Raw genomic sequence first — 17683 nt, 5'->3', positions numbered from 1 at the left:
GCCGCCTGGTGGGCGGGTGTCTAGCCTAGCGGCAGCACGTCCACCTCGACCTCTACGTGGTGGCCGCCGCCGCCATTCATCACCCCCTTCAGCGGGGCGACATCGAAATAATCGCGCCCCCAACCCACCACCGGGTGGCGCTCACCGGCCAGCGTCCCGTTGGTCGGGTCCAATGCAAGCCAGCCCCACTGGGGAACCCAGAGCGCAAGCCAGGCGTGGGAGGCATCCGCGCCCACCAGCCGGGGCTGGCCCGGTGGCGGCTCGGTCTCCAGGTAGCCGCTCACGTAACGCGCAGCCAGCCCGATCGAGCGCAGCGCACCGATCATCAAGTGGGCAAAGTCCTGACACACCCCGCGGCGGTTGGCCAATACCTCGTTGATCGGCGTGGCTAGTGTCGTGAAGCTGGGGTCGTACTCGAAGTGTTCATACACGTAGCCATTGAGCGCTATGGCCGCGTCGATGAGCCCGCGACCGGGGGTAAAGCACTGCCGAGCGAAGTCGCCAAGCTCTTGACTTCGCCGCACGAAGGGCGAGTCCAGTCGGTAAAGTTCGGTCTCGAAGCGCGGGGTGGTCTTTAAAAGTTCGGCGGTGTGCTCCCAGCTTGTCGAGGCCGCGGGCAACGCGCCCATTGCCCGCGTGTTGATCGGCGTGGTCACCGTCACATCGAGGGTTTGATGAAGCGCTTCTACCGCGAAATAGAGCACCCGGTTACCGAAGACGTCGCGGCGTTCGGCCTGGTGGTGGGGCGTGGGCGTAATGGCAAGCGTCGAGGCGCCGCACTGCTGGTGGGGCGTTTTGCGCGGCAGCATCCGTGCTTCGCTATGGCATAGCGTGACCGGCGCGCTGTAGTGATAGCGCGTGGTGTGGCGCAGGGCGTACTTCATTCGTCGCGCTCCATGTTGACCAGCTGGCGGGCGCGCTCCACGTGACTGAAGTGGCTATGGCTGATCGCATCGGAGAGGGCGTTGAGCGGCGTTAGCAGCTCGTCGAGCAACTGTCCGAGCGCCTGCTGCGCCTCCGGGGTGTCGCTTAGGTGGCTGAGCCGGTCGATGTCGGCCAGGTGAAGGGCAGCGTTGGCCTGGATCAGCAGGCGGCGCTCGGCGTTACGGTAAGGGCTGGCGCTACCCGGCAGGCGCTCGACCTGCTTATTGAGCCGCTTGAGCATGAAGCCCACCGAGCGGGGGTTGGTCTCATCGAACAGCAAAAGGTCGATGATGGCCGCCGGGTGAAGCTCGCTGCGGTAGCGCCGCCGGTAGGCGGTGAAGTTGTCGGTGGTGGCCAGCACCACTTCCCACATCGCCAGGCGGCGCTCCGGCAAGGCATTCACGGTGAGCTTCAAAAGCTCTAAAAGCCCCAGCGCGCGGTCCAAAAAGCGGCCAATGTCTAAAAATCGCCAGCCGTAGTGGTGGGGCATGGTTTCGTTGCAAAGCCCGAAAAAAGCCGCCAGTTGGGCAAAAACGCTTTCGCAGGCGCGCCGCGCGCCGCGGGTATCAAGACTTGGATGTAGCGTATCGAGCTGGTGGCGAAGCTGGTGAATCACGCGCCAGGAGTCGTCGCCCAGGTGGTCGCGTACGCTTTGCGCGTTGTGCAAAAGCTGCGAGAAAAGCGGCTGTAGCGCGCGGTGATCACTGCTGTCGAACTGGACTAGCAGCGCCGTCTGCTTGGCCAAAAAGCCGGCGGGGCGGGTAGACGATGCGCCCTGCGCTTCTGGCTTGTCGCAAAGGTCGAGCGCTTGCAAAAGCTCGTCCAGAACCTGGTCGGCGATGGCGTCCTGGTCGTACTCCATGAGCCGCAACAGTGCCTCGCGCAAAAGCCGCGCGCGGCTATCCAGGCGTTCGCCGTAGCGGCCCAGCCAGTAAAGGCTTTCCGCCACGCGGCTGGGCAGGTCTTCGTTGTCGCGGGTGACCACGATCGGTCCGCGGGCCTGCTTGAGCTGGCTTACGTGGGGCTGGGCGCTGGCCGCGGTCACCCATACATCCTTCACCACCGGGCTTTCGAGCGACGGCGCGCCCGGCGCGCCCTGCCAGCAAAGCCCGCCGGGCATGACCCGGTACTCCTCGCGGGGGGCGCCGGGGGCCGTCGCACCTCTGGGCGTGCGGGCCACGAAGCAGCGCAGGTTGAACGTGGCCGGGCCGAGGGTTTTGAGCTTTTCATCGAATACCGGCAGCGTTGCCGAGGCGGTCTGCGCATCGGCGGCGGCCAGCAATAGTGGCTCTCCCAGAAGGTGCTCGCAAAGCGCCGGCAGGTAATCGGCCAGCGCGCTGCTTTCGAGTACCCCAACGCCGAGGGCGTTTGAAACCGCCACCCCTTGGGTGCGCGCGGTTTGTAAAAGCCCGGGCACGCCGATGTCGGAGCCGTCGTCGAGCTCCAGCGGGTCGCACTCGGCGTCGCGGCAGTAGCGCAGCACCACATCGACAGGCTTTAGCCCGCCCAGGGTACGTAGCCAGAGCTGGCCATCCCGTACCACCAGGTCCTGGCCCTTGACCAGCGCGATGTTGAGGTAGTTGGCAAGGTAGGCGTGCTCGAAGTAGCGCGGGCTTTGCGGCCCCGGCGTCAGCAGTACCACGGTGGGGTTATCGCGATGCTGGTAGGCCAGCACGGTGAGCGTTCGGTGATGGGCATCCAGAAAGCTCGCCAGGCGTTTTAACGGTGCGTTGCGATACATCTGCGGCAGCGCCCGGCCCATCAAAATACGGTTTTCCAGCGCGAAGCCGGTGCCCGAAGGCGTTTGCAGGCGGTCACTCACCGCCCGCCAGTGGCCTTCGCTGTCCAGAATGACGTTGACGCCGTGATAGTCGATCGGCGCCCGCCCGCCGGGCTGAGCGCCGTGGCAGGGCAGCAGGTAATCCGGTGAAGCCAGCAGGGCCTGAATCGGCAACAGCCCGGCGTCGAACAGGCGCCGCGCGCCGTAAATATCGTTGTAGATCGCGTTGAACAGACGGCTTCGCTGAACGAGCCCCGCCTCGAGCGCCTGCCACTGGGCCTGGTCGATCACCCAGGGCAGCGGATCGAGCCGCCAGGCCCGGCGCTGACCCTCATCGTGCATATTGAAGATCACGCCGTTTTCGGCCAGCAGCGCCTGGATATCCTCCTGCTGGCGGTAGCGGCCCTGCTCGCCAAGTGCGTCGAGGCAATCGAGCAGTTCCTGCCAGCCGGGGCGCAGCTGGCCCTTTTGATCCATCATGGCGTCAAAAACTGCGGGCACTGTGTTGCCTGGCTGTTCAAGATATCCCTCGACCAGCCCGGCGGGCGAGGATGTAACAGAGGCCGTCATACAAAGGTTCCTAAAAGGGGGAATAGTAACCCGTTACTGGGGAGCCCGGCGTAAATCCAGCGTCAACGGAAACTCTATGCTTGGCATCTCCATCGCGGGCATTTGAAAGCCTTGCCGATGACCGCTTGCGCTAAACCGGCCGAGCCGGCGCGCTTCGGCTTCGAAAGCGTTGACCGGAAAGGTCTCGAAATTGCGCCCGGTAGGGCGCGCCACGTAGTAGGTGCAGCCCGCGACCGAGCGCTCGTTCCAGGTGTCGATCACGTCGAATATCAGCGGCGCCTGGGCGGGGGTATGCGGGTGCAGCGCCGAGGGCGGCTGCCAGGCACGGTAGCGCACGCCGGCGACTGCTTCGCCGCTGCGTCCGGTGGCTTTCAGCGGTAGGCGACGGCCGTTGCAGGTCACGATATAGCGCTCGCCACTCATGCCGCTTACCCGGACCTCCAGGCGCTCGACCGGGGAGCCTGCGTAGCGCGCGGTAGCGCCGGCGAAGTCAACGTCGCGCGGCACGTGCCAGGGCTCGATCGCCTGGCGCAGTTCGATATCCAGCGCCGCCGTATGCAGGCGGCCGTGCACCGGAAAGCGGAATTCGCGGAAGGGTTCGAACCATTCGAGCTTGAAGTCGAAACCGTGACGGCGAAGATCGTCCAGCACGTCGTTCAGGTCTTCCCACAGATAGTGGGGCAGAGCCCAGCGGTCCTGTAGCGCGCTTCCCCAGCGCACCGGTTTGGCACGGTAAGGTGCTTTCCAGAACCTGGCCACCAGCGCGCGGATCAACAGCATCTGCATCAGGGCCATACGCGCGTGGGGCGCCATTTCGAAGCCGCGAAGCTTTAAAAGCCCTTGCGGTTTGCTATCGCTATCCAACGGGTAAAGCTGGTCGATGCAGAGCTCGGCGCGTTGGGGGTTGCCGGTCGAGTCGGTCAACAGATGGCGCAGCAGCCCCTCGGCACGCCAGGGTTCTGCCGCGTCGTCCTGGGGTATCTGTTGAAGGGCGAGTTCCAGCTCGTAAAGCGCTTCGAAGCGCGCTTCATCCACCCGCGGGGCCTGGCTTTCCGAGCCGGTAAAAAGCCCGGAGAATAGATACGAAAGACTCGGGTGGTGCTGCCAAAAAGTGACCAGGCTTGCCAGCAGTTGCGGGCGGCGTAAAAACGGCGAATCCTCTGGGGTGAGGCCGCCAAGGGTTACGTGATAGCCGCTGCCCGTGCCGGTGTGGCGGCCGTCGAGCATGAACTTTTCGGTGCCCAGTCGCGCCTGGCGGGCCTGCTCGTAAAGCCCCTCGGTTTGCGCCACCAACGTTTGCCAGCTAACCGCGGGCGGAACGTCGACCTCGATCACGCCGGGCTCCGGGGTGAGCAAAAAGCGTTCAAGGCGCGGGTCGTCAGGCGGGGCGTAGCCTTCGATCACCACCGGGCAGCCAATCTCCCGGGCACACTCTTCGATGCTTTCGAGCAACGCCAAAAAGTGCTCCAAATGGGTCAGCGGCGGTAAAAAGATGCACAGGCGCCCGTCGCGCGCCTCGATGCAAAGGCTCGTATGCACTAGGCTTTCGTCCCGCGCCTGCCCGGTGCTGGGCTGGCGCTGCATCAATTCGTCTTGCGCCGAGTACGGGGTCGCGTAAGCAGGGCGCTCGGCGGCCCAGGGCTTGGCAGGCTGCGCCAGGCGCAGGCCCATGGGCGAGCCGCCCGGCGCCAGGTAGAGGTGGTCGCGCTCGAGCGGCCAGCGTCCGGTTTCCCAACGGTGGCCTTGGGCAGTGGCGTGACGCAGGGGCAGGACATAGCCGACGACCGCCTCCAGCCCACGCTCCAGAAGCCTTGCCAGGCGGTGTCGCTCGGCAGCGTCGGTTGGATCGATTTGGCGCGGGTCGATATCGGCGGGTAACGTTTGCGCTTTCCAACGGTAATAGGCGGCGTCCTCGAAGGCCGGCATCCAGAAGCGCGCCTCGACCCCCAGCTGCTCGGCAAGCGCGTGGGTAAAGCTTTTGGCCAGCAGGTCGTTGGCGTATACCCTGGGCGCGTCTTGCGTTCCAGCTAGCCACTTTGGGTCGCGCCAGAGGGCCACGCCGTCCTTGCGCCAGTAGCAGGCCTGCACCCAGCGGGGCAACGCCTCGCCGGCGTGCCATTCGCCTTGCTGCTGCAAAACGCCACCGCTTGCGAAGGCGTTTTGCAGCCGGTTCAAAAGCGCTTCGGCGCGCTCGCGCTTGTGCGTGCCCAAGGCCTCGGTGTTCCACTGCGGGCTTTCGACGTCGTCGACCGACACGAAAGTGGCCTCGCCGCCCAGGCTCAGGCGAACGTCCTCGCGGTGGAGGGCGTCATCCACCTGATCACCGAGGGCGAGAATCTGCGCCCACTGCGCCTCGGAATAGGGGCGGGTGACCCGGGCGTCTTCGTGGATACGCTCGATGCTCATCGTGACATCGAAGCTGACCTCGCATTTTTCCGAGAACCCGGTAATCGCCGCCGCGCTGCCCGTGGTGGGCGTGGCGGCCAGCGGAATATGCCCCTCGCCGGCAAATAGCCCCGAGGTCGGGTCGAGCCCCACCCAGCCCGCACCGGGCAAAAATACCTCGGTCCAGGCGTGCAGGTCGGTAAAGTCGGTTTCGGTGCCGCTCGGGCCGTCCAGCGCCTTGATGTCCGGGGCGAGCTGAATCAGATAGCCGGAGACAAAGCGCGCCGCCAATCCCAGGTGCCGGAAAATTTGCACCAGCAGCCAGGCGCTGTCGCGACATGACCCGCTGCCAAGGGTCAGCGTCTCTTCGCAGCTCTGCACGCCGGGCTCCATGCGCACTCTGTAGCTGATGTCACCCTGCAGGCGCTGGTTGATCGCGACGAGAAAATCCACGCAGGCCGCGGGGGTTTTGTCCACCTGGGCCAGCCACTCGGTGAGTCGTGGGCCCGGAGATTCCACCTCGAGGTAGGGGCTTAGCTCGCGCGCAAGCGCTTGCGGGTAGACGAACGGCAGGGTCTGGGCGATATCGTCGAGAAAAAAGTCGAACGGGTTGATCACCGTCATGGGGACGATGAGTTCGACGGCAATGGTGAGTTCGTTGCGCGGGGTGGGGAAAACGATGCGCGCGTTGAAATTGCCAAACGGGTCCTGCTGCCAATTGACGAAGTGGTCGTTGCCGGAGATATCGAGCGAGTAGGACTCGATATGGGTGCGGCAGTGCGGCGCCGGGCGCAGGCGAACCACGTGGGGCGATAAATGAACGGCCCGGTCGAATCGATAGGTGGTACGGTGGTGCAAGGCAACGCGAATGGTCATGGGCCACCCTTGAGTTGAGCGGGTATCGGTCAAAAGCCTGAAGCGTACCGGCCTGGCAGTGGAACCTGTCGCTGGTTAAAGATGGGTGGGAGTCAGTATCCCCTTAGCTTAGGCACTTTGCAGCAGAATTTGCGTTTAATGGGGGGATAGTTGAAGAGCGTTTACAGAACGTTACCCAATAAAGTGTTTTTACCGTGGATGGGCCTAAACTGAATTGATCGGACCCATGCGTCCGTCGCCGCGCCAGGAGAGCGCCTATGAGCCAAGTGAACTGGAATCAATACGCCTGCCGCGACTACTTTGACGAACTGATCGCCGCCCCGGGCCAGCCCCGCGCCTCGGCGCTCGAACTTTGCAACATGCTGGCCGACTTCAGCGCCGCGGAGCTTGCCGAGCGCAAAACCGCCGCCGAAGTCGCCATTCGCACCATGGGCATTACGTTTACGGTTTACTCCGAAGGCGCGATGATCGACCGGGCCTGGCCTTTCGATATCGTCCCGCGCATCATCTCGGCCCAGGAGTGGCGTAAAACCGAGGCCGGCCTCAAGCAGCGCGTCAAGGCACTGAATCTTTTTATCGACGATCTTTACCACGACCAGAACGTCGTCAAGGACGGGGTTCTCCCCGCCGAGGTGCTGGCGCAGTCGGTCAATTTTCGCCCGCAGTGCGTGGGCATCGACCCGCCGCACAAGGTGTGGGCGCATATTTGCGGCTCGGACCTGGTGCGCGGCGCCGACGGCACCCTCTACGTGCTGGAGGACAACCTGCGCATTCCTTCGGGCGTTTCTTACATGCTCGAAAACCGCAACGTCACCAAGCGCGTACTCCCGGAGCTATTTGCCTCCGGCAAGATTTTGCCCGTGGACGACTACGTGGCCCAGCTTTACGACATGCTGGCGGCGATGTCGCCGCGCCCGGGGGACGACCCCCAGGTGGTCGTGCTCACCCCGGGCATCTACAACTCCGCCTACTTCGAACACGCCTATCTTGCCCAGCAAATGGGCGTGGAGCTGGTGCAGGGCAGCGACCTGCTCGTCGACGAAAGCGATGTCGTCTACATGCGCACGGTCGAAGGGCGCCGCCGGGTGGACGTGATCTACCGTCGGGTCGACGACGAGTTTCTCGACCCGGAGGTCTTCAACCCGGAATCGAAGCTGGGGGTGGCGGGGCTGATGCGGGCCTGGCGGGCGGGCAACGTGGCCCTGGCCAACGCCCCGGGTGCGGGCGTGGCCGACGACAAGGTGGTGTACGCCTTCGTGCCCGAGCTGATTCGCTACTACCTGGGGGAAGAGCCGCTGCTGCCCAACGTACCGAGTTATCTGTGCATGTTCGAAGAAGATCGGGCGTATGTGCTCTCGCATCTGGACGAACTGGTGGTCAAGCCCGCCAACGAATCCGGCGGCTACGGCATGTTGATCGGCCCGCGCTCCACCAAAGAGACCCGCGAGGAGTTCGCCGACCTGATTCGCGCCAACCCGCGTAACTACATGGCCCAGCCGACCATCGCGCTTTCGACCACGCCAACGCTTGCCGGCGGATTGCCGCAGCCGCGCCACGTGGACCTGCGCCCGTTCATTCTTTCCGGGCCGGACACCTACGTGACCACCGGCGGGCTCACCCGGGTCGCACTGGTGGAAGGGTCGCTGGTGGTGAACTCCTCCCAGGGCGGGGGGAGCAAGGACACCTGGATCGTCGAAGTGGACGAACAGGACGAGGCGAGCGCCGCGCCATCGAAAGGAGAGCGTCATGCTGTCACGGGTCGCTGAGAATCTTTACTGGATGGCGCGCTACATCGAGCGCGCCGAGGACACCGCCCGGCTTTTGAGCGTCAATAGCCACCTGATGCTCGATTTGCCGCACAACCTGCCGCTTGGGTGGGCGCCGCTGATCGAAATGACCGGCACCCTCGAAGATTACCAGGCGCGTTTCGATACTTTCGATGAGAAGAGCGTGGTGCACTTTTTGTGCGCCGATACGCAAAATTCGAGCTCGATTCTTTCCGCGCTTGCCAGCGCCCGCGAGAACCTGCGCACCACCCGCGACGTGGTTCCCCGAGAAATATGGGAAGAGGTGAATCATCTCTATTTGAGCGTGGCGGATCACGCCGAAAACGCGGTAAGCCCGCGCCGGCGCGACACCTTCTTGAAAAACGTGATTCGCAGCTGCCAGACCTTGACCGGGCTGATCGAGGGAACGCTGAGCCACGGACCGGCGCGCACCTTCATCGAGCTTGGTCGCCAGCTCGAGCGGGCCGACATGACCACCCGTATTCTCGATGTGCGCTCGGCGAGTCTTTTGCCGCAAAACCCGGAGGAGCTTTTACCCTTCGAGAACCTGCAGTGGATGAGCGTGCTGAAGTCGCTGACCGCCTACCAGATGTACCGCCAGCAGGTTCGCCTGCGGGTGCGCGGCCCGGACGTGCTGCGCTTTTTGCTCCAGGACACGCATCTGCCGCGGGCGATCGCCTGCAGTCTCGAAATACTCGCCCACGAGCTTCAGTGGCTGCCGCGTCAGGACCGCGTGGTCGCGACGGTATCGATGGTGCGCGCAGATGTCGTCGACGCGGATATCCAGACGCTGGCGCACTCGCCCAGCAAGCTACACGCCTTTGTCGACGAGCTGCAGGTCGGCTTCGCCAAAATCCATCAGACGTTGAGCACCACCTATTTCGTGAATAGCGAAGACGTTCCCCGGGTCACTCAGAGCCAGTCGCAAAGCAGCCATAGCGGAGAGCAGGATAGCGACTAGCCCAGGCTTTGACCGGACACCGGCACCGGCGATGAGCGCGTGCCGGTACGAACGCTTGCCGCGCCCCGGCGGCGCCAAAGCTGCCGGGGCACCCCCCAAACGCGCATTCGTGGTTCAGCGCCCAAGCGCCAATTGACGTTTACGTTAACTTGCTGCTATATCTTGGCGGCAATACCTGCCCGGGTAGGCGGCGATAGCATCGGCATAACGATAAAAACGATCACGCTGGCGCGGGCGCCCTCTATAAAGCAATAACAACAGCATCAGGAGAAACGCCGTGGCTCTACGCGAGATTCCTCTTTTTATCGACGGCCAGGCCGTCACCTCGCAAAGCGGGGAGTGGCGCGATGTGATCAACCCGGCCACCCAGGAGGTCGTTGCCCGTGTGCCCTTTTGCACCCCGGAAGAGGTCGAGCGGGCCATTCAAAGCGCCCAGACAGCGTTTAAGCAGTGGCGCAAGGTGCCCTTGAACAAGCGCATGCGCATCATGATGACGCTGGCGGCGCTGATTCGCGAGCATACCGGCGAACTGGCCGCGCTGATTACCGAGGAGCACGGCAAAACCCTGCCGGATGCGGAAGGTGAAGTCGGTCGCGGGCTCGAAGTGGTCGAGCACGCCTGCTCGATCACTTCGCTGCAGCTTGGCGAACTGGCCGAAAACGCGGCCAATGATGTGGATGTGTATACCCTGCACCAGCCCCTGGGCGTTGGCGCAGGCATCACGGCGTTCAATTTTCCGATCATGTTGCCGTGCTTCATGTTTCCGCTGGCAATCGCCACGGGCAATACCTTCGTGTTGAAGCCTTCGGAGCAGGACCCGAGCGCCACTCTGCGCCTGGTCGAACTTGCCCACCAGGCGGGTATTCCGCCCGGTGTATTGAACGTGGTGCACGGGGGGCCGGAGGTCGCCAACCAGTTGGCGGATCACCCGAGCATCAAGGCGCTTTCGTTCATCGGCTCGTCTCACGTGGGGTCGCTTTTGTACCAGCGCGCCGCGGCGGCGGGCAAACGTATGCAGGCGATGATGGGCGCCAAGAACCACTGCGTCGTGATGCCGGACGCCAACCGCAGCCAGGCGATCAATAGCCTCTTGGGGTCGGCCTTTGGCGCGGCGGGCCAGCGCTGTATGGCCAACTCTGTCCTGGTGCTGGTGGGCGAGGCACAAACCTGGCTCGAGGATATCATCCAGGGCGCGCAAAACATGCGCGTGGGCCCCGGCACCCAGCGCGATGCGGACCTGGGCCCGCTGGTTTCCCCCCAGGCCAAAGCGCGGGTGGAAGCGCTCATCGAGCAGGGTGTCAATGAGGGGGCTACTCTCGAACTCGACGGGCGTGGTTACACGGTCGCGGGCTACCCGGAAGGCAACTTCGTTGGCCCCACGCTTTTCAGCGGCGTGACCACGACCATGCGCATCTATCAGGAGGAAATTTTCGGCCCGGTGCTATGCGTGGTGAACGTGGCGACCCTCGATGAGGCCATTGCGTTGATCAACGCTAACCCCAACGGCAACGGCACTTCGATTTTCACCAGCGCCGGGTGGGTGGCCCGGCGCTTCGAGTCTGATATCGACGTGGGCCAGATCGGCATCAACGTGCCCATTCCGGTCCCGGTGGCCTATTTCAGCTTTACCGGCTCGCGCGGCTCCAAACTTGGCGACCTGGGGCCCAACGGCAAGCAGGCGATTGCCTTCTGGACGCAGACCAAAACCGTTACCGCCCGCTGGTTCGAGCCGGAAAACGTCTCCGCCGGCATCAACAGCACGATCTCGCTGAGCTAGCGCTCACCCTCGAAACGTATCGGCGCGGGGGCGGCGCCGATACGAGCTCGAACCATCGTCGAAGGTGTTTTAACGCTCCAAAAGCGGCAGGCTTTGCTCGAACAGCTGTTCGATCGGGCCGAGCTGGCTTTCGTGCAGGATCAACAGTGTTTTACCGCCACCGCGCTGTTCGCTAAGCGGGGTGAGCAGCGCGAATTCGCCTTCTTCGAGGTGAAATTCGTGAATCTCCCGCAGCCCTTCAGCGGTCTCACAAAGCGAGCAGCGGTAGGTGTCGTCCTCGCCGTAGACCAGGCGGTGGTACATCTTGAACTGGGTATAGAGCGCAAGGCCGCCTTCGAAAGCGGGCCAGCGCGCCGGCGTTGCCTGAATGTCGTCGTCGAGCGCGACCCCCTTGGCCACGGCGTTGGCGATGGCCTCCGAGAGCGGCCTGGCCAGCAGCGCGCCTTCGTTTGAAGGCTGGGGCGTGCTTTGGCGCGACTGCCCGAAGCCACTGGCCGCGGCGCGAAAGTCTTCGAGCGAGGCAAGCGGGTAATCGATGTGTTCCAGGTCATTGGGTTCACAGCCGCCGTTTTCCCAACCGTGTACGATCCTGAGCGTCACCTGGCCGCGGGTCATCGGCCGACCCAGCAGCATATAAAGCGCGACCTTGATATGCAGCTCGCGCTCGGGGGTGTTGTTCTCGAAAGCTTGATAGGGCGCGGCAAACAGACCGTGCAACCGTCCGTTAACGTGTTCTTTGGCTTCGGTGAAGGTCATGATGTTTTCCTCAAGGGCACGGTTTCCTCTAAAAGTATGGCTTTTTAGCCGCAATAGCATTAATTATCGCATCTATCCGTTAACGCCTGGATTCAACGTAGGCTAAAGTTATCAGCCTTTACGCCGGGTTATGGCACTTCTTAACGTTTTTTCAGGATGCAAAGCGATGATTCGCAGTATGTTGACAGCGCCGGACGGCACGTTTCAGACCGGCGGCGAGGAGCTCTTCGCGCAGTGGCAGCAAAACCCGGAGAGCCACATCTGGATCGACCTGCAGGGCGAGACGCAGGAGACCGAGCGCACGCTGCTCGAGCGCTTCGAGTGCCATCCGCTGGCCATTCAGGATGCCCACAAGGAGCGCCACCCGCCCAAGATCGAAGAGTTCGAGCAGCATACGCTGATCATCTACCGGGGTATTTCCTCCTTCGATGCCGAGCTCAACTTCATCCCGCAGCAGATCGCGTTTTTTATCGGTGAACGCTTTCTGATCACGCTGCACCCGGGCGAGGCAATGAGCGTCGAGCGGCTTTTCAACGCCCAGGGCCAGGCGCTTTTGGCGCAGTCGCCGGAGCGCGCCGCGCTCAGAGTCATGTACACCTCGGCGGGGTTTTATAGCGACAGCCTGCTGGAGTTCGAAACCGCGCTGAGCGACCTGGAAGACGAGCTTTTGGACAACGGCAACGATGTGCTGATGCGTAAAATCATTACCTACCGGTCCCGGTTGGTCAAAATGCGCCGTATTTTCAGCTACCACAAGGGCATTACCCAGGAGCTGACCGCCTACGACTACGAGCACCTGCCGCGGGATCAAAGCGAAACCCTGCACGCGATCAACGACGTGGCCGAGCGCTTCGAGCGCTTGTATAGCCTGACCCAGATGTACTACGAGATCTGCGGCGACCTGGTCGATGGCTACATCTCGATCTCTTCACACCAGCTGAACATCACCATGCGCGTGCTCACGGTGATTACCGCGATTTTCGTACCGCTGACCTTTATTGCCGGTATCTACGGCATGAACTTCGAGGTCATGCCAGAGCTTGGCTGGCGCTACGGTTACTTCTTCGTGTGGGGCGCAATGCTTGGCATCGCGGGCGTGTTGATTTGGCTGTTCAAACGCAAGGGGTGGTTTTAACCGCGGCGAAAGATTCGGCGCGGGGGGGATTGAGGGGGCCTTTAAATTTGATAGGGTCTTTTAAACCCACTCAGACCTTGACGGGTTTGAACTCAACCACAGGAGGCCGTTTATGGCCGATGTGCGCTCCGTTTCGGATACCATGGCCGCCATGCTGCTGACTGGCCACGGCGATGTCGACAAGCTCGAGTATCGAGAGGACGTCGCTACCCCCGCGCCGGGCCCGGGGCAGGTGCTGGTCAGGGTCACCGCGACCGCCAAGAACAATACCGACCGCAAGGCCCGCGAAGGGCTTTACCCGACCAAAGGCAAGGAGGAAGTGACCTCCTTTGCGATGGGCGGTGCGCCGACCCTTGGCTTTCCGCGTATTCAGGGCGCGGACGTGGCCGGGCGGGTCGTCGCGGTGGGCGAGGGCGTCGATGCTTCGCGCATCGGTGAGCGTGGGCTTTTGGATTTCAACCTCTACGCCGATGAGCGCGGGGATATCAACCTGACCCCGGACTACTACGGCCACGGCGCCGACGGGGGCTTCGCCGAGTACGTCGCGCTGCCTTCGGATCAGTTCTACCACATCCCCAACGAAGGACTTGGCGACGCCGAACTCGCCTCGATGGGCATGTGCTCGTATCAAACCGCTTATCACATGATGACCGCCGCCAACGTGCGCGCGGGGGAGCGCGTGCTGGTCAGTGGCGCCAGCGGCGGCGTGGGCACCGCGCTGATCCAGCTTTGCCGCATCGTCGGGGCGATTCCCTTTGCGGTGAGCCAGCCGGACAAAGCGGATGCGCTGATTGCGCTCGGTGCCGAGGCGGTGATCGACCGGGGCGATCTTGCAAGCTTCGTCGAGCGTGTGCTCGAGGCCACCCAGGGCGCGAACATCGACGCGGTCATGGACCTGGTGGGCGGGCAGATGACCGATCTCTTCATCGACACCATGATTGGCGATATGCAGGCGCGCACGACCTACCCGCGGCTGTCGATTGCCGGCGCCAGCGGCGGCAACGTCAGTGAAATCATGTGGACGCGTATTTATCTCTATCAGGTGCAGATCTTTGGCGTCTCTCACGGCACCCGTGACGAGGCGGCGCAGCTGATGGCGTGGATCAAAAGCGGTGAGCTCAAGCCCGTACTGCACGCCGCGTTCAAGCTCTCCGCGCTTCACGACGCCGAGCGTTACTTCATGAACCGCGCCAGTAGCTACCTGGGCAAGATCGTAATCGTCCCCGATGCCCAGTGGGAGGCTCACGGCGCGGCGTTCGCGCTCGAATCAAATTGAGCATCGTGACCACTTGACCAGGAGCCGTGCCGTGAAAAAACGCCATACCATTGAACTGATGGACACCCACGCCGGCGGCGATGTCAGCCGCATCGTCACCGGCGGTATCGATGCGCTGCCAGGGATGAGCGTGCGCCAGCAAATGGAGTATTTGCGCGACGATGCCGATGGCTTGCGTCGGCTGCTGCTCGAGGAGCCCTACGGCATCCCTGAAATGTCGGTGGACCTGCTCGTGCCCGCGGTCCACCCGGAAGCGGTAGCGGGCTATATCATCATGGAGGTCATGGGGTATCCCATTTACTCGGGCTCCAACACGCTGTGTACGGCCACCGCGGTGCTCGAAAGCGGCCTGGTGGCCAAGCAGGAGGGGATTCAGCGCTTCAACCTGGAGGCCCCGGCGGGGCTCGTGCAGATCGAGGCGCGGGTGCATAACGGCGTGGTGGAATCCGTCACCTGCGGCGGCTTGCCAAGCTATATCGATACCTACCGCGAAAGCGTCGCGGTGCCGGGGATCGGCGAGGTCACCTACTCGATCGCCTATAGCGGCGGCTTCTACGCGCTGGTCGACGCCGAGGCGCTGGGCTTCAAGCTGGTCCGCGAGGAGGAGGCCGCGCTTGCCGCCTGCGCTTATAAAATCGTCGAGGCGATCAAGGCCAAGCGCGGCTTCTCCCACTACACCCTGGGGGATGTGGGGCCGCTGCCGTTTTTACACTTCCTGGGGCCGGAAGAGCAGGTCGGCGAGGATTATATTCGCTCGCGCTCGACCACCTACGTACACCCCGGCGTGATTTGTCGCAGTACCACGGGCACCGGCACCTCGGCACGCCTTGCGTTGATGCAGTACGAAGGGCGGCTCAACGTCGGGGACAAGCTCGAAACCATTTCACTTCGCGAAACCGGTTTCATCGGTACTTTTATCGGCACCCATCAGGAAGGCGCCTACCAGGTAGTGGAGAACACCATTACCGGGCGCAGCTACGTGCTGGCTACCTCGCAAATCGTGATCAACTGCGACGACCCGTTGGTCGCCTGCGGCGAGCTTCACCATATCTTGAGCGACCGCCACGGTGGCGAGTAGTGTTCGCTACAGCGGCGCGACAGTGGGCTCAGGAGCAGCCCTACGCGGGGGCGCCATGAATACCTCCCTGTAGGCTACTTTCGCCATCCCTGGCGAAAGACCCCCGCTACGGGCAGCTCCTGAGCGCTGACGACGTGCTCGATCGATCATGGCTCAAAGAGCCGGGGCGTTACTAGGGCGACACCTTGCCTCGCAGCGATTTCACCGTGCCTTTGCGCGTCTTGTTGTCCACCCGCCGGCGCTTGGCGCCTTTGCTGGGTTTGGTCGGGCGGCGCGCCTTGCGCGGCGTGACCGCCTCCAGAATCAGCGCTTTGAGCCGCGCCAGCGCATCCTCTTTATTAAGCTCCAGAGTGCGATGGCTCTGGGCCTTGATGATGATAACGCCTTCCTTGCTGATCCGTTGATCGGAAAAGGCCATCAGCCGCTCCTTGTACCCCGCGGGCAGGGTGGAGCTCAAAATATCGAAGCGCAAATGCACCGCCGAGGCGACCTTGTTCACGTTCTGGCCGCCCGCGCCCTGGGCGCGGATCTGGCTGATCACGATTTCCCAGTCCGCCAGCGTCACGTTGTTGGAAATTTGAAGCATCGTTAGGGGTTATCCCGCCAGGTTGGTCACCGGTTGGTTGTCGATAAAGGCCAACAGATTGTCGAAGGCATCGTTAAAGTAGAGCTCGAAGCTGTCTTTTTCAACGTAGCCCAGGTGCGGCGTGGCGATGACGTTGGGCAGTTCGAAAAGCGGGTGCGAGGTGAGGGGCTCCTCGTCGAAGACGTCCAGAGCCGCGCGCCCGGGCCGGCCGGTTTTAAGAGCCGCCTCCAAAGCCCCCGGGGCAATCAGCCCCGCGCGGCTGGTGTTGACCAACAGCGCGCCGGGTTTCATGCGCGTTAGGTGCTCTTCGGTGACGATGTGTTGGGTCTTGTCGTTTAAGCGAAGATGCAGGCTCACCACGTCGGCGCGCTCGAAAAGCGCCTGCTGGTTTTGCACCACGCCGAGCCCCGCGTCGATCGCGCGCTCCCGGCTGCCGGAGCGCCCCCACACCAACACTTTCATGCCAAACGCCTGGGCGTAACGGCCGACTACGCTGCCGATACGGCCATAGCCAAAAATACCCAGCGTGCGCCCCTTGAGGCCCGTGCCCAGGGTGCGCTGCCAGCGCCCGGCCTTGAGGTTTTCCACCTCTTCGGGAATATGGCGCATCGCCGCCAGTATCAGCGCCCAGGTCAATTCCGCCGCGGCATCCGGCGAGCCCTTGCCGGCCATCACCGTGATCCCTTGGCGCTTGCAGGCCGCAATATCCACGTGCGCCGCGCCGCCACCGGTTTGGCTGATCACCTTGAGCTTTGGCAGGCGCTCGATGAGCGCCTGGGTCATTGGTGTGCGCTCGCGAATCAGTACCAGGGCGTCGGCGTCCTTGAAGCGCTCTACCTGGGCTTCGAGCTCGGTCACGGTGTCGTTGTAGATGGTCACCGTCAGTCCGTCGAGTTTTTGAAAGGCGCCCAAGTGGCGAACACAGTCCTGGTAGTCATCGGGTATCACTATATGCACGGGCGTCTTCCTTGAACTTTTGAATCGATAAACGTCTTTCACTATTAAAGCACAGACATCAGGCGGTATTGACCGCTACCCTTTAACCACTGTCGTTTTAAAACGTTTCAAATAATGCGGCCTTTAGCGGCCGGTCCACCGTCAGGCAAGAAGGAGAACGCCATGGCCCACTACGTGATGGAAGACAATGAACTAAGCGCGGGTACGATTTACCGGCTTTTCTCGGGCACGATCTGCCCGCGCCCGATCGCCTGGGTGGCCACCCGCGACGCCCAGGGGAGGGCCAATCTCGCACCGTTTTCGTTTTTCAACGTGGCAAGCGTCGATCCGCCGATACTGGCGTTTGCGCCGCTGCTGGATGGCGAAGGCAAGGCCAAGGACACGGTGAACAACATCGAGGCGGTGGGCGAGTGCGTCGTGCACGTGGGCAGCGAGGATTTGATCGAGGCGCTCAACGCGACCAGCGCCACGCTCGACGCCCAGGAGGACGAGTTCACGCTTGCCGGGCTCGAAAAAGCCGAAATGCCGGGTGTTAGCGTGCCGCGCATCAAGGACGCCCCGGTCGCCTTTGGCTGCCAACGTTACGATGTGATCCGCTTTGGCGATAAACCCTTGGCGGGCTCGCTGGTGCTGGTGCAGGTAGTGAGCATTCACATCGACGAGCAGATATGGGACGGGCGCCACGTAGACATGGCAACGCTCAAACCCACCGGCCGGCTGGCCGGCAACGACTACGTGCGCATCACCGACCGCTTCGTGATCGAGCGGCCGAGCTAATCGAGAGAGGACTTTTTATTGCACCCTTCGTCGTAAAATTCGCTTAAGTTTAACGAGC

13 protein-coding genes are annotated in these 17683 nt (G+C 62.8%); 7 read left to right on the top strand and 6 right to left on the bottom strand.

The genetic code is table 11. The features are described from left to right. Window positions 1-20: 20 nt before the first annotated feature. From ACWHVV_RS12765 to ACWHVV_RS12755, 3 genes are read right to left on the bottom strand one after another with little or no spacing between them, the layout of a single operon-like run. Entirely contained in the window at window positions 21-884 is an 864-nt protein-coding gene (locus ACWHVV_RS12765; RefSeq protein WP_447926577.1) for a transglutaminase family protein, read from the bottom strand. Beyond that, a complete protein-coding gene (locus ACWHVV_RS12760; RefSeq protein WP_447926576.1) occupies window positions 881-3274 on the bottom strand; it encodes a circularly permuted type 2 ATP-grasp protein in 2394 nt (797 codons plus the stop codon). The genes ACWHVV_RS12765 and ACWHVV_RS12760 overlap by 4 nt, the downstream gene beginning before the upstream one ends. A 33-nt stretch (window positions 3275-3307) precedes the next feature. Next, complete coding sequence (locus tag ACWHVV_RS12755; protein ID WP_447926575.1) at window positions 3308-6535, bottom strand: transglutaminase family protein; 3228 nt, start codon at window positions 6533-6535, stop codon at window positions 3308-3310. A gap of 257 nt (window positions 6536-6792) precedes the next feature. Between ACWHVV_RS12755 and ACWHVV_RS12750 the strand changes: the two genes are divergently transcribed. The 3 genes from ACWHVV_RS12750 to ACWHVV_RS12740 all read left to right on the top strand — a co-directional run bounded on the left by ACWHVV_RS12750 (window position 6793) and on the right by ACWHVV_RS12740 (window position 11060). Next, window positions 6793-8301: a circularly permuted type 2 ATP-grasp protein gene (locus ACWHVV_RS12750; RefSeq protein ID WP_447926574.1), complete on the top strand. Its 1509-nt coding sequence runs from the start codon at window positions 6793-6795 to the stop codon at window positions 8299-8301. Beyond that, window positions 8282-9283, top strand: a complete 1002-nt coding sequence (locus ACWHVV_RS12745; RefSeq protein ID WP_447926573.1) for an alpha-E domain-containing protein — start codon at window positions 8282-8284, stop codon at window positions 9281-9283. The genes ACWHVV_RS12750 and ACWHVV_RS12745 overlap by 20 nt, the downstream gene beginning before the upstream one ends. A 277-nt stretch (window positions 9284-9560) precedes the next feature. Further along, the gene (locus ACWHVV_RS12740) at window positions 9561-11060 is read left to right on the top strand and encodes a CoA-acylating methylmalonate-semialdehyde dehydrogenase (RefSeq protein ID WP_447926572.1); all 1500 of its coding nucleotides are present in this window, start codon (window positions 9561-9563) and stop codon (window positions 11058-11060) included. 69 nt (window positions 11061-11129) lie between these two features. Here ACWHVV_RS12740 and ACWHVV_RS12735 read toward each other — a convergent pair whose 3' ends face one another. Then, window positions 11130-11816 carry a hypothetical protein gene (locus ACWHVV_RS12735; RefSeq protein ID WP_447926571.1) on the bottom strand — a complete coding sequence of 229 codons (687 nt, stop codon included), beginning with the start codon at window positions 11814-11816 and terminating at the stop codon, window positions 11130-11132. A gap of 166 nt (window positions 11817-11982) precedes the next feature. On the opposite strand from ACWHVV_RS12735, the gene corA reads away from it, so the two are divergent. The 3 genes from corA (at window position 11983) to ACWHVV_RS12720 (ending at window position 15305) form a co-directional block, all read left to right on the top strand. After that, window positions 11983-12951: a magnesium/cobalt transporter CorA gene (gene corA / locus ACWHVV_RS12730; protein ID WP_447926570.1), complete on the top strand. Its 969-nt coding sequence runs from the start codon at window positions 11983-11985 to the stop codon at window positions 12949-12951. A gap of 112 nt (window positions 12952-13063) precedes the next feature. Next, window positions 13064-14227 (top strand): alcohol dehydrogenase catalytic domain-containing protein, encoded by a 1164-nt coding sequence (locus ACWHVV_RS12725; RefSeq protein ID WP_447926569.1) that lies wholly within the window; start codon window positions 13064-13066, stop codon window positions 14225-14227. A gap of 31 nt (window positions 14228-14258) precedes the next feature. Beyond that, complete coding sequence (locus ACWHVV_RS12720; protein ID WP_447926568.1) at window positions 14259-15305, top strand: proline racemase family protein; 1047 nt, start codon at window positions 14259-14261, stop codon at window positions 15303-15305. A gap of 172 nt (window positions 15306-15477) precedes the next feature. On the opposite strand, the gene arfB is transcribed toward ACWHVV_RS12720, so the two are convergent. After that, complete coding sequence (gene arfB / locus ACWHVV_RS12715; protein WP_447893888.1) at window positions 15478-15891, bottom strand: alternative ribosome rescue aminoacyl-tRNA hydrolase ArfB; 414 nt, start codon at window positions 15889-15891, stop codon at window positions 15478-15480. A gap of 9 nt (window positions 15892-15900) precedes the next feature. Then, window positions 15901-16848 carry a D-2-hydroxyacid dehydrogenase family protein gene (locus ACWHVV_RS12710; RefSeq protein WP_447926567.1) on the bottom strand — a complete coding sequence of 316 codons (948 nt, stop codon included), beginning with the start codon at window positions 16846-16848 and terminating at the stop codon, window positions 15901-15903. A 162-nt stretch (window positions 16849-17010) separates the two neighbouring features. Here ACWHVV_RS12710 and ACWHVV_RS12705 point away from each other — a divergent pair, with 162 nt between their 5' ends. Beyond that, on the top strand, window positions 17011-17625 hold the full coding sequence (locus ACWHVV_RS12705; protein WP_447926566.1) for a flavin reductase family protein: 615 nt from the start codon (window positions 17011-17013) through the stop codon (window positions 17623-17625). Window positions 17626-17683: the final 58 nt, after the last annotated feature.

The organism is Vreelandella sp. EE27 (assembly GCF_968206495.1).
This window is presented reverse-complemented; position numbering and strand designations above follow the sequence as displayed.

Bases quoted from the DNA above. Each gene is read 5' to 3' on its own strand.
- ACWHVV_RS12755 (WP_447926575.1), bottom strand. From the start codon at position 6,535: ATGACCATTCGCGTTGCCTTGCACCACCGTACCACCTATCGATTCGAC.
- corA (WP_447926570.1), top strand. From the start codon at position 11,983: ATGATTCGCAGTATGTTGACAGCGCCGGACGGCACGTTTCAGACCGGC.
- arfB (WP_447893888.1), bottom strand. From the start codon at position 15,891: ATGCTTCAAATTTCCAACAACGTGACGCTGGCGGACTGGGAAATCGTG.
- ACWHVV_RS12750 (WP_447926574.1), top strand. From the start codon at position 6,793: ATGAGCCAAGTGAACTGGAATCAATACGCCTGCCGCGACTACTTTGAC.
- ACWHVV_RS12745 (WP_447926573.1), top strand. From the start codon at position 8,282: ATGCTGTCACGGGTCGCTGAGAATCTTTACTGGATGGCGCGCTACATC.
- ACWHVV_RS12725 (WP_447926569.1), top strand. From the start codon at position 13,064: ATGGCCGATGTGCGCTCCGTTTCGGATACCATGGCCGCCATGCTGCTG.
- ACWHVV_RS12765 (WP_447926577.1), bottom strand. From the start codon at position 884: ATGAAGTACGCCCTGCGCCACACCACGCGCTATCACTACAGCGCGCCG.
- ACWHVV_RS12735 (WP_447926571.1), bottom strand. From the start codon at position 11,816: ATGACCTTCACCGAAGCCAAAGAACACGTTAACGGACGGTTGCACGGT.
- ACWHVV_RS12705 (WP_447926566.1), top strand. From the start codon at position 17,011: ATGGCCCACTACGTGATGGAAGACAATGAACTAAGCGCGGGTACGATT.
- ACWHVV_RS12760 (WP_447926576.1), bottom strand. From the start codon at position 3,274: ATGACGGCCTCTGTTACATCCTCGCCCGCCGGGCTGGTCGAGGGATAT.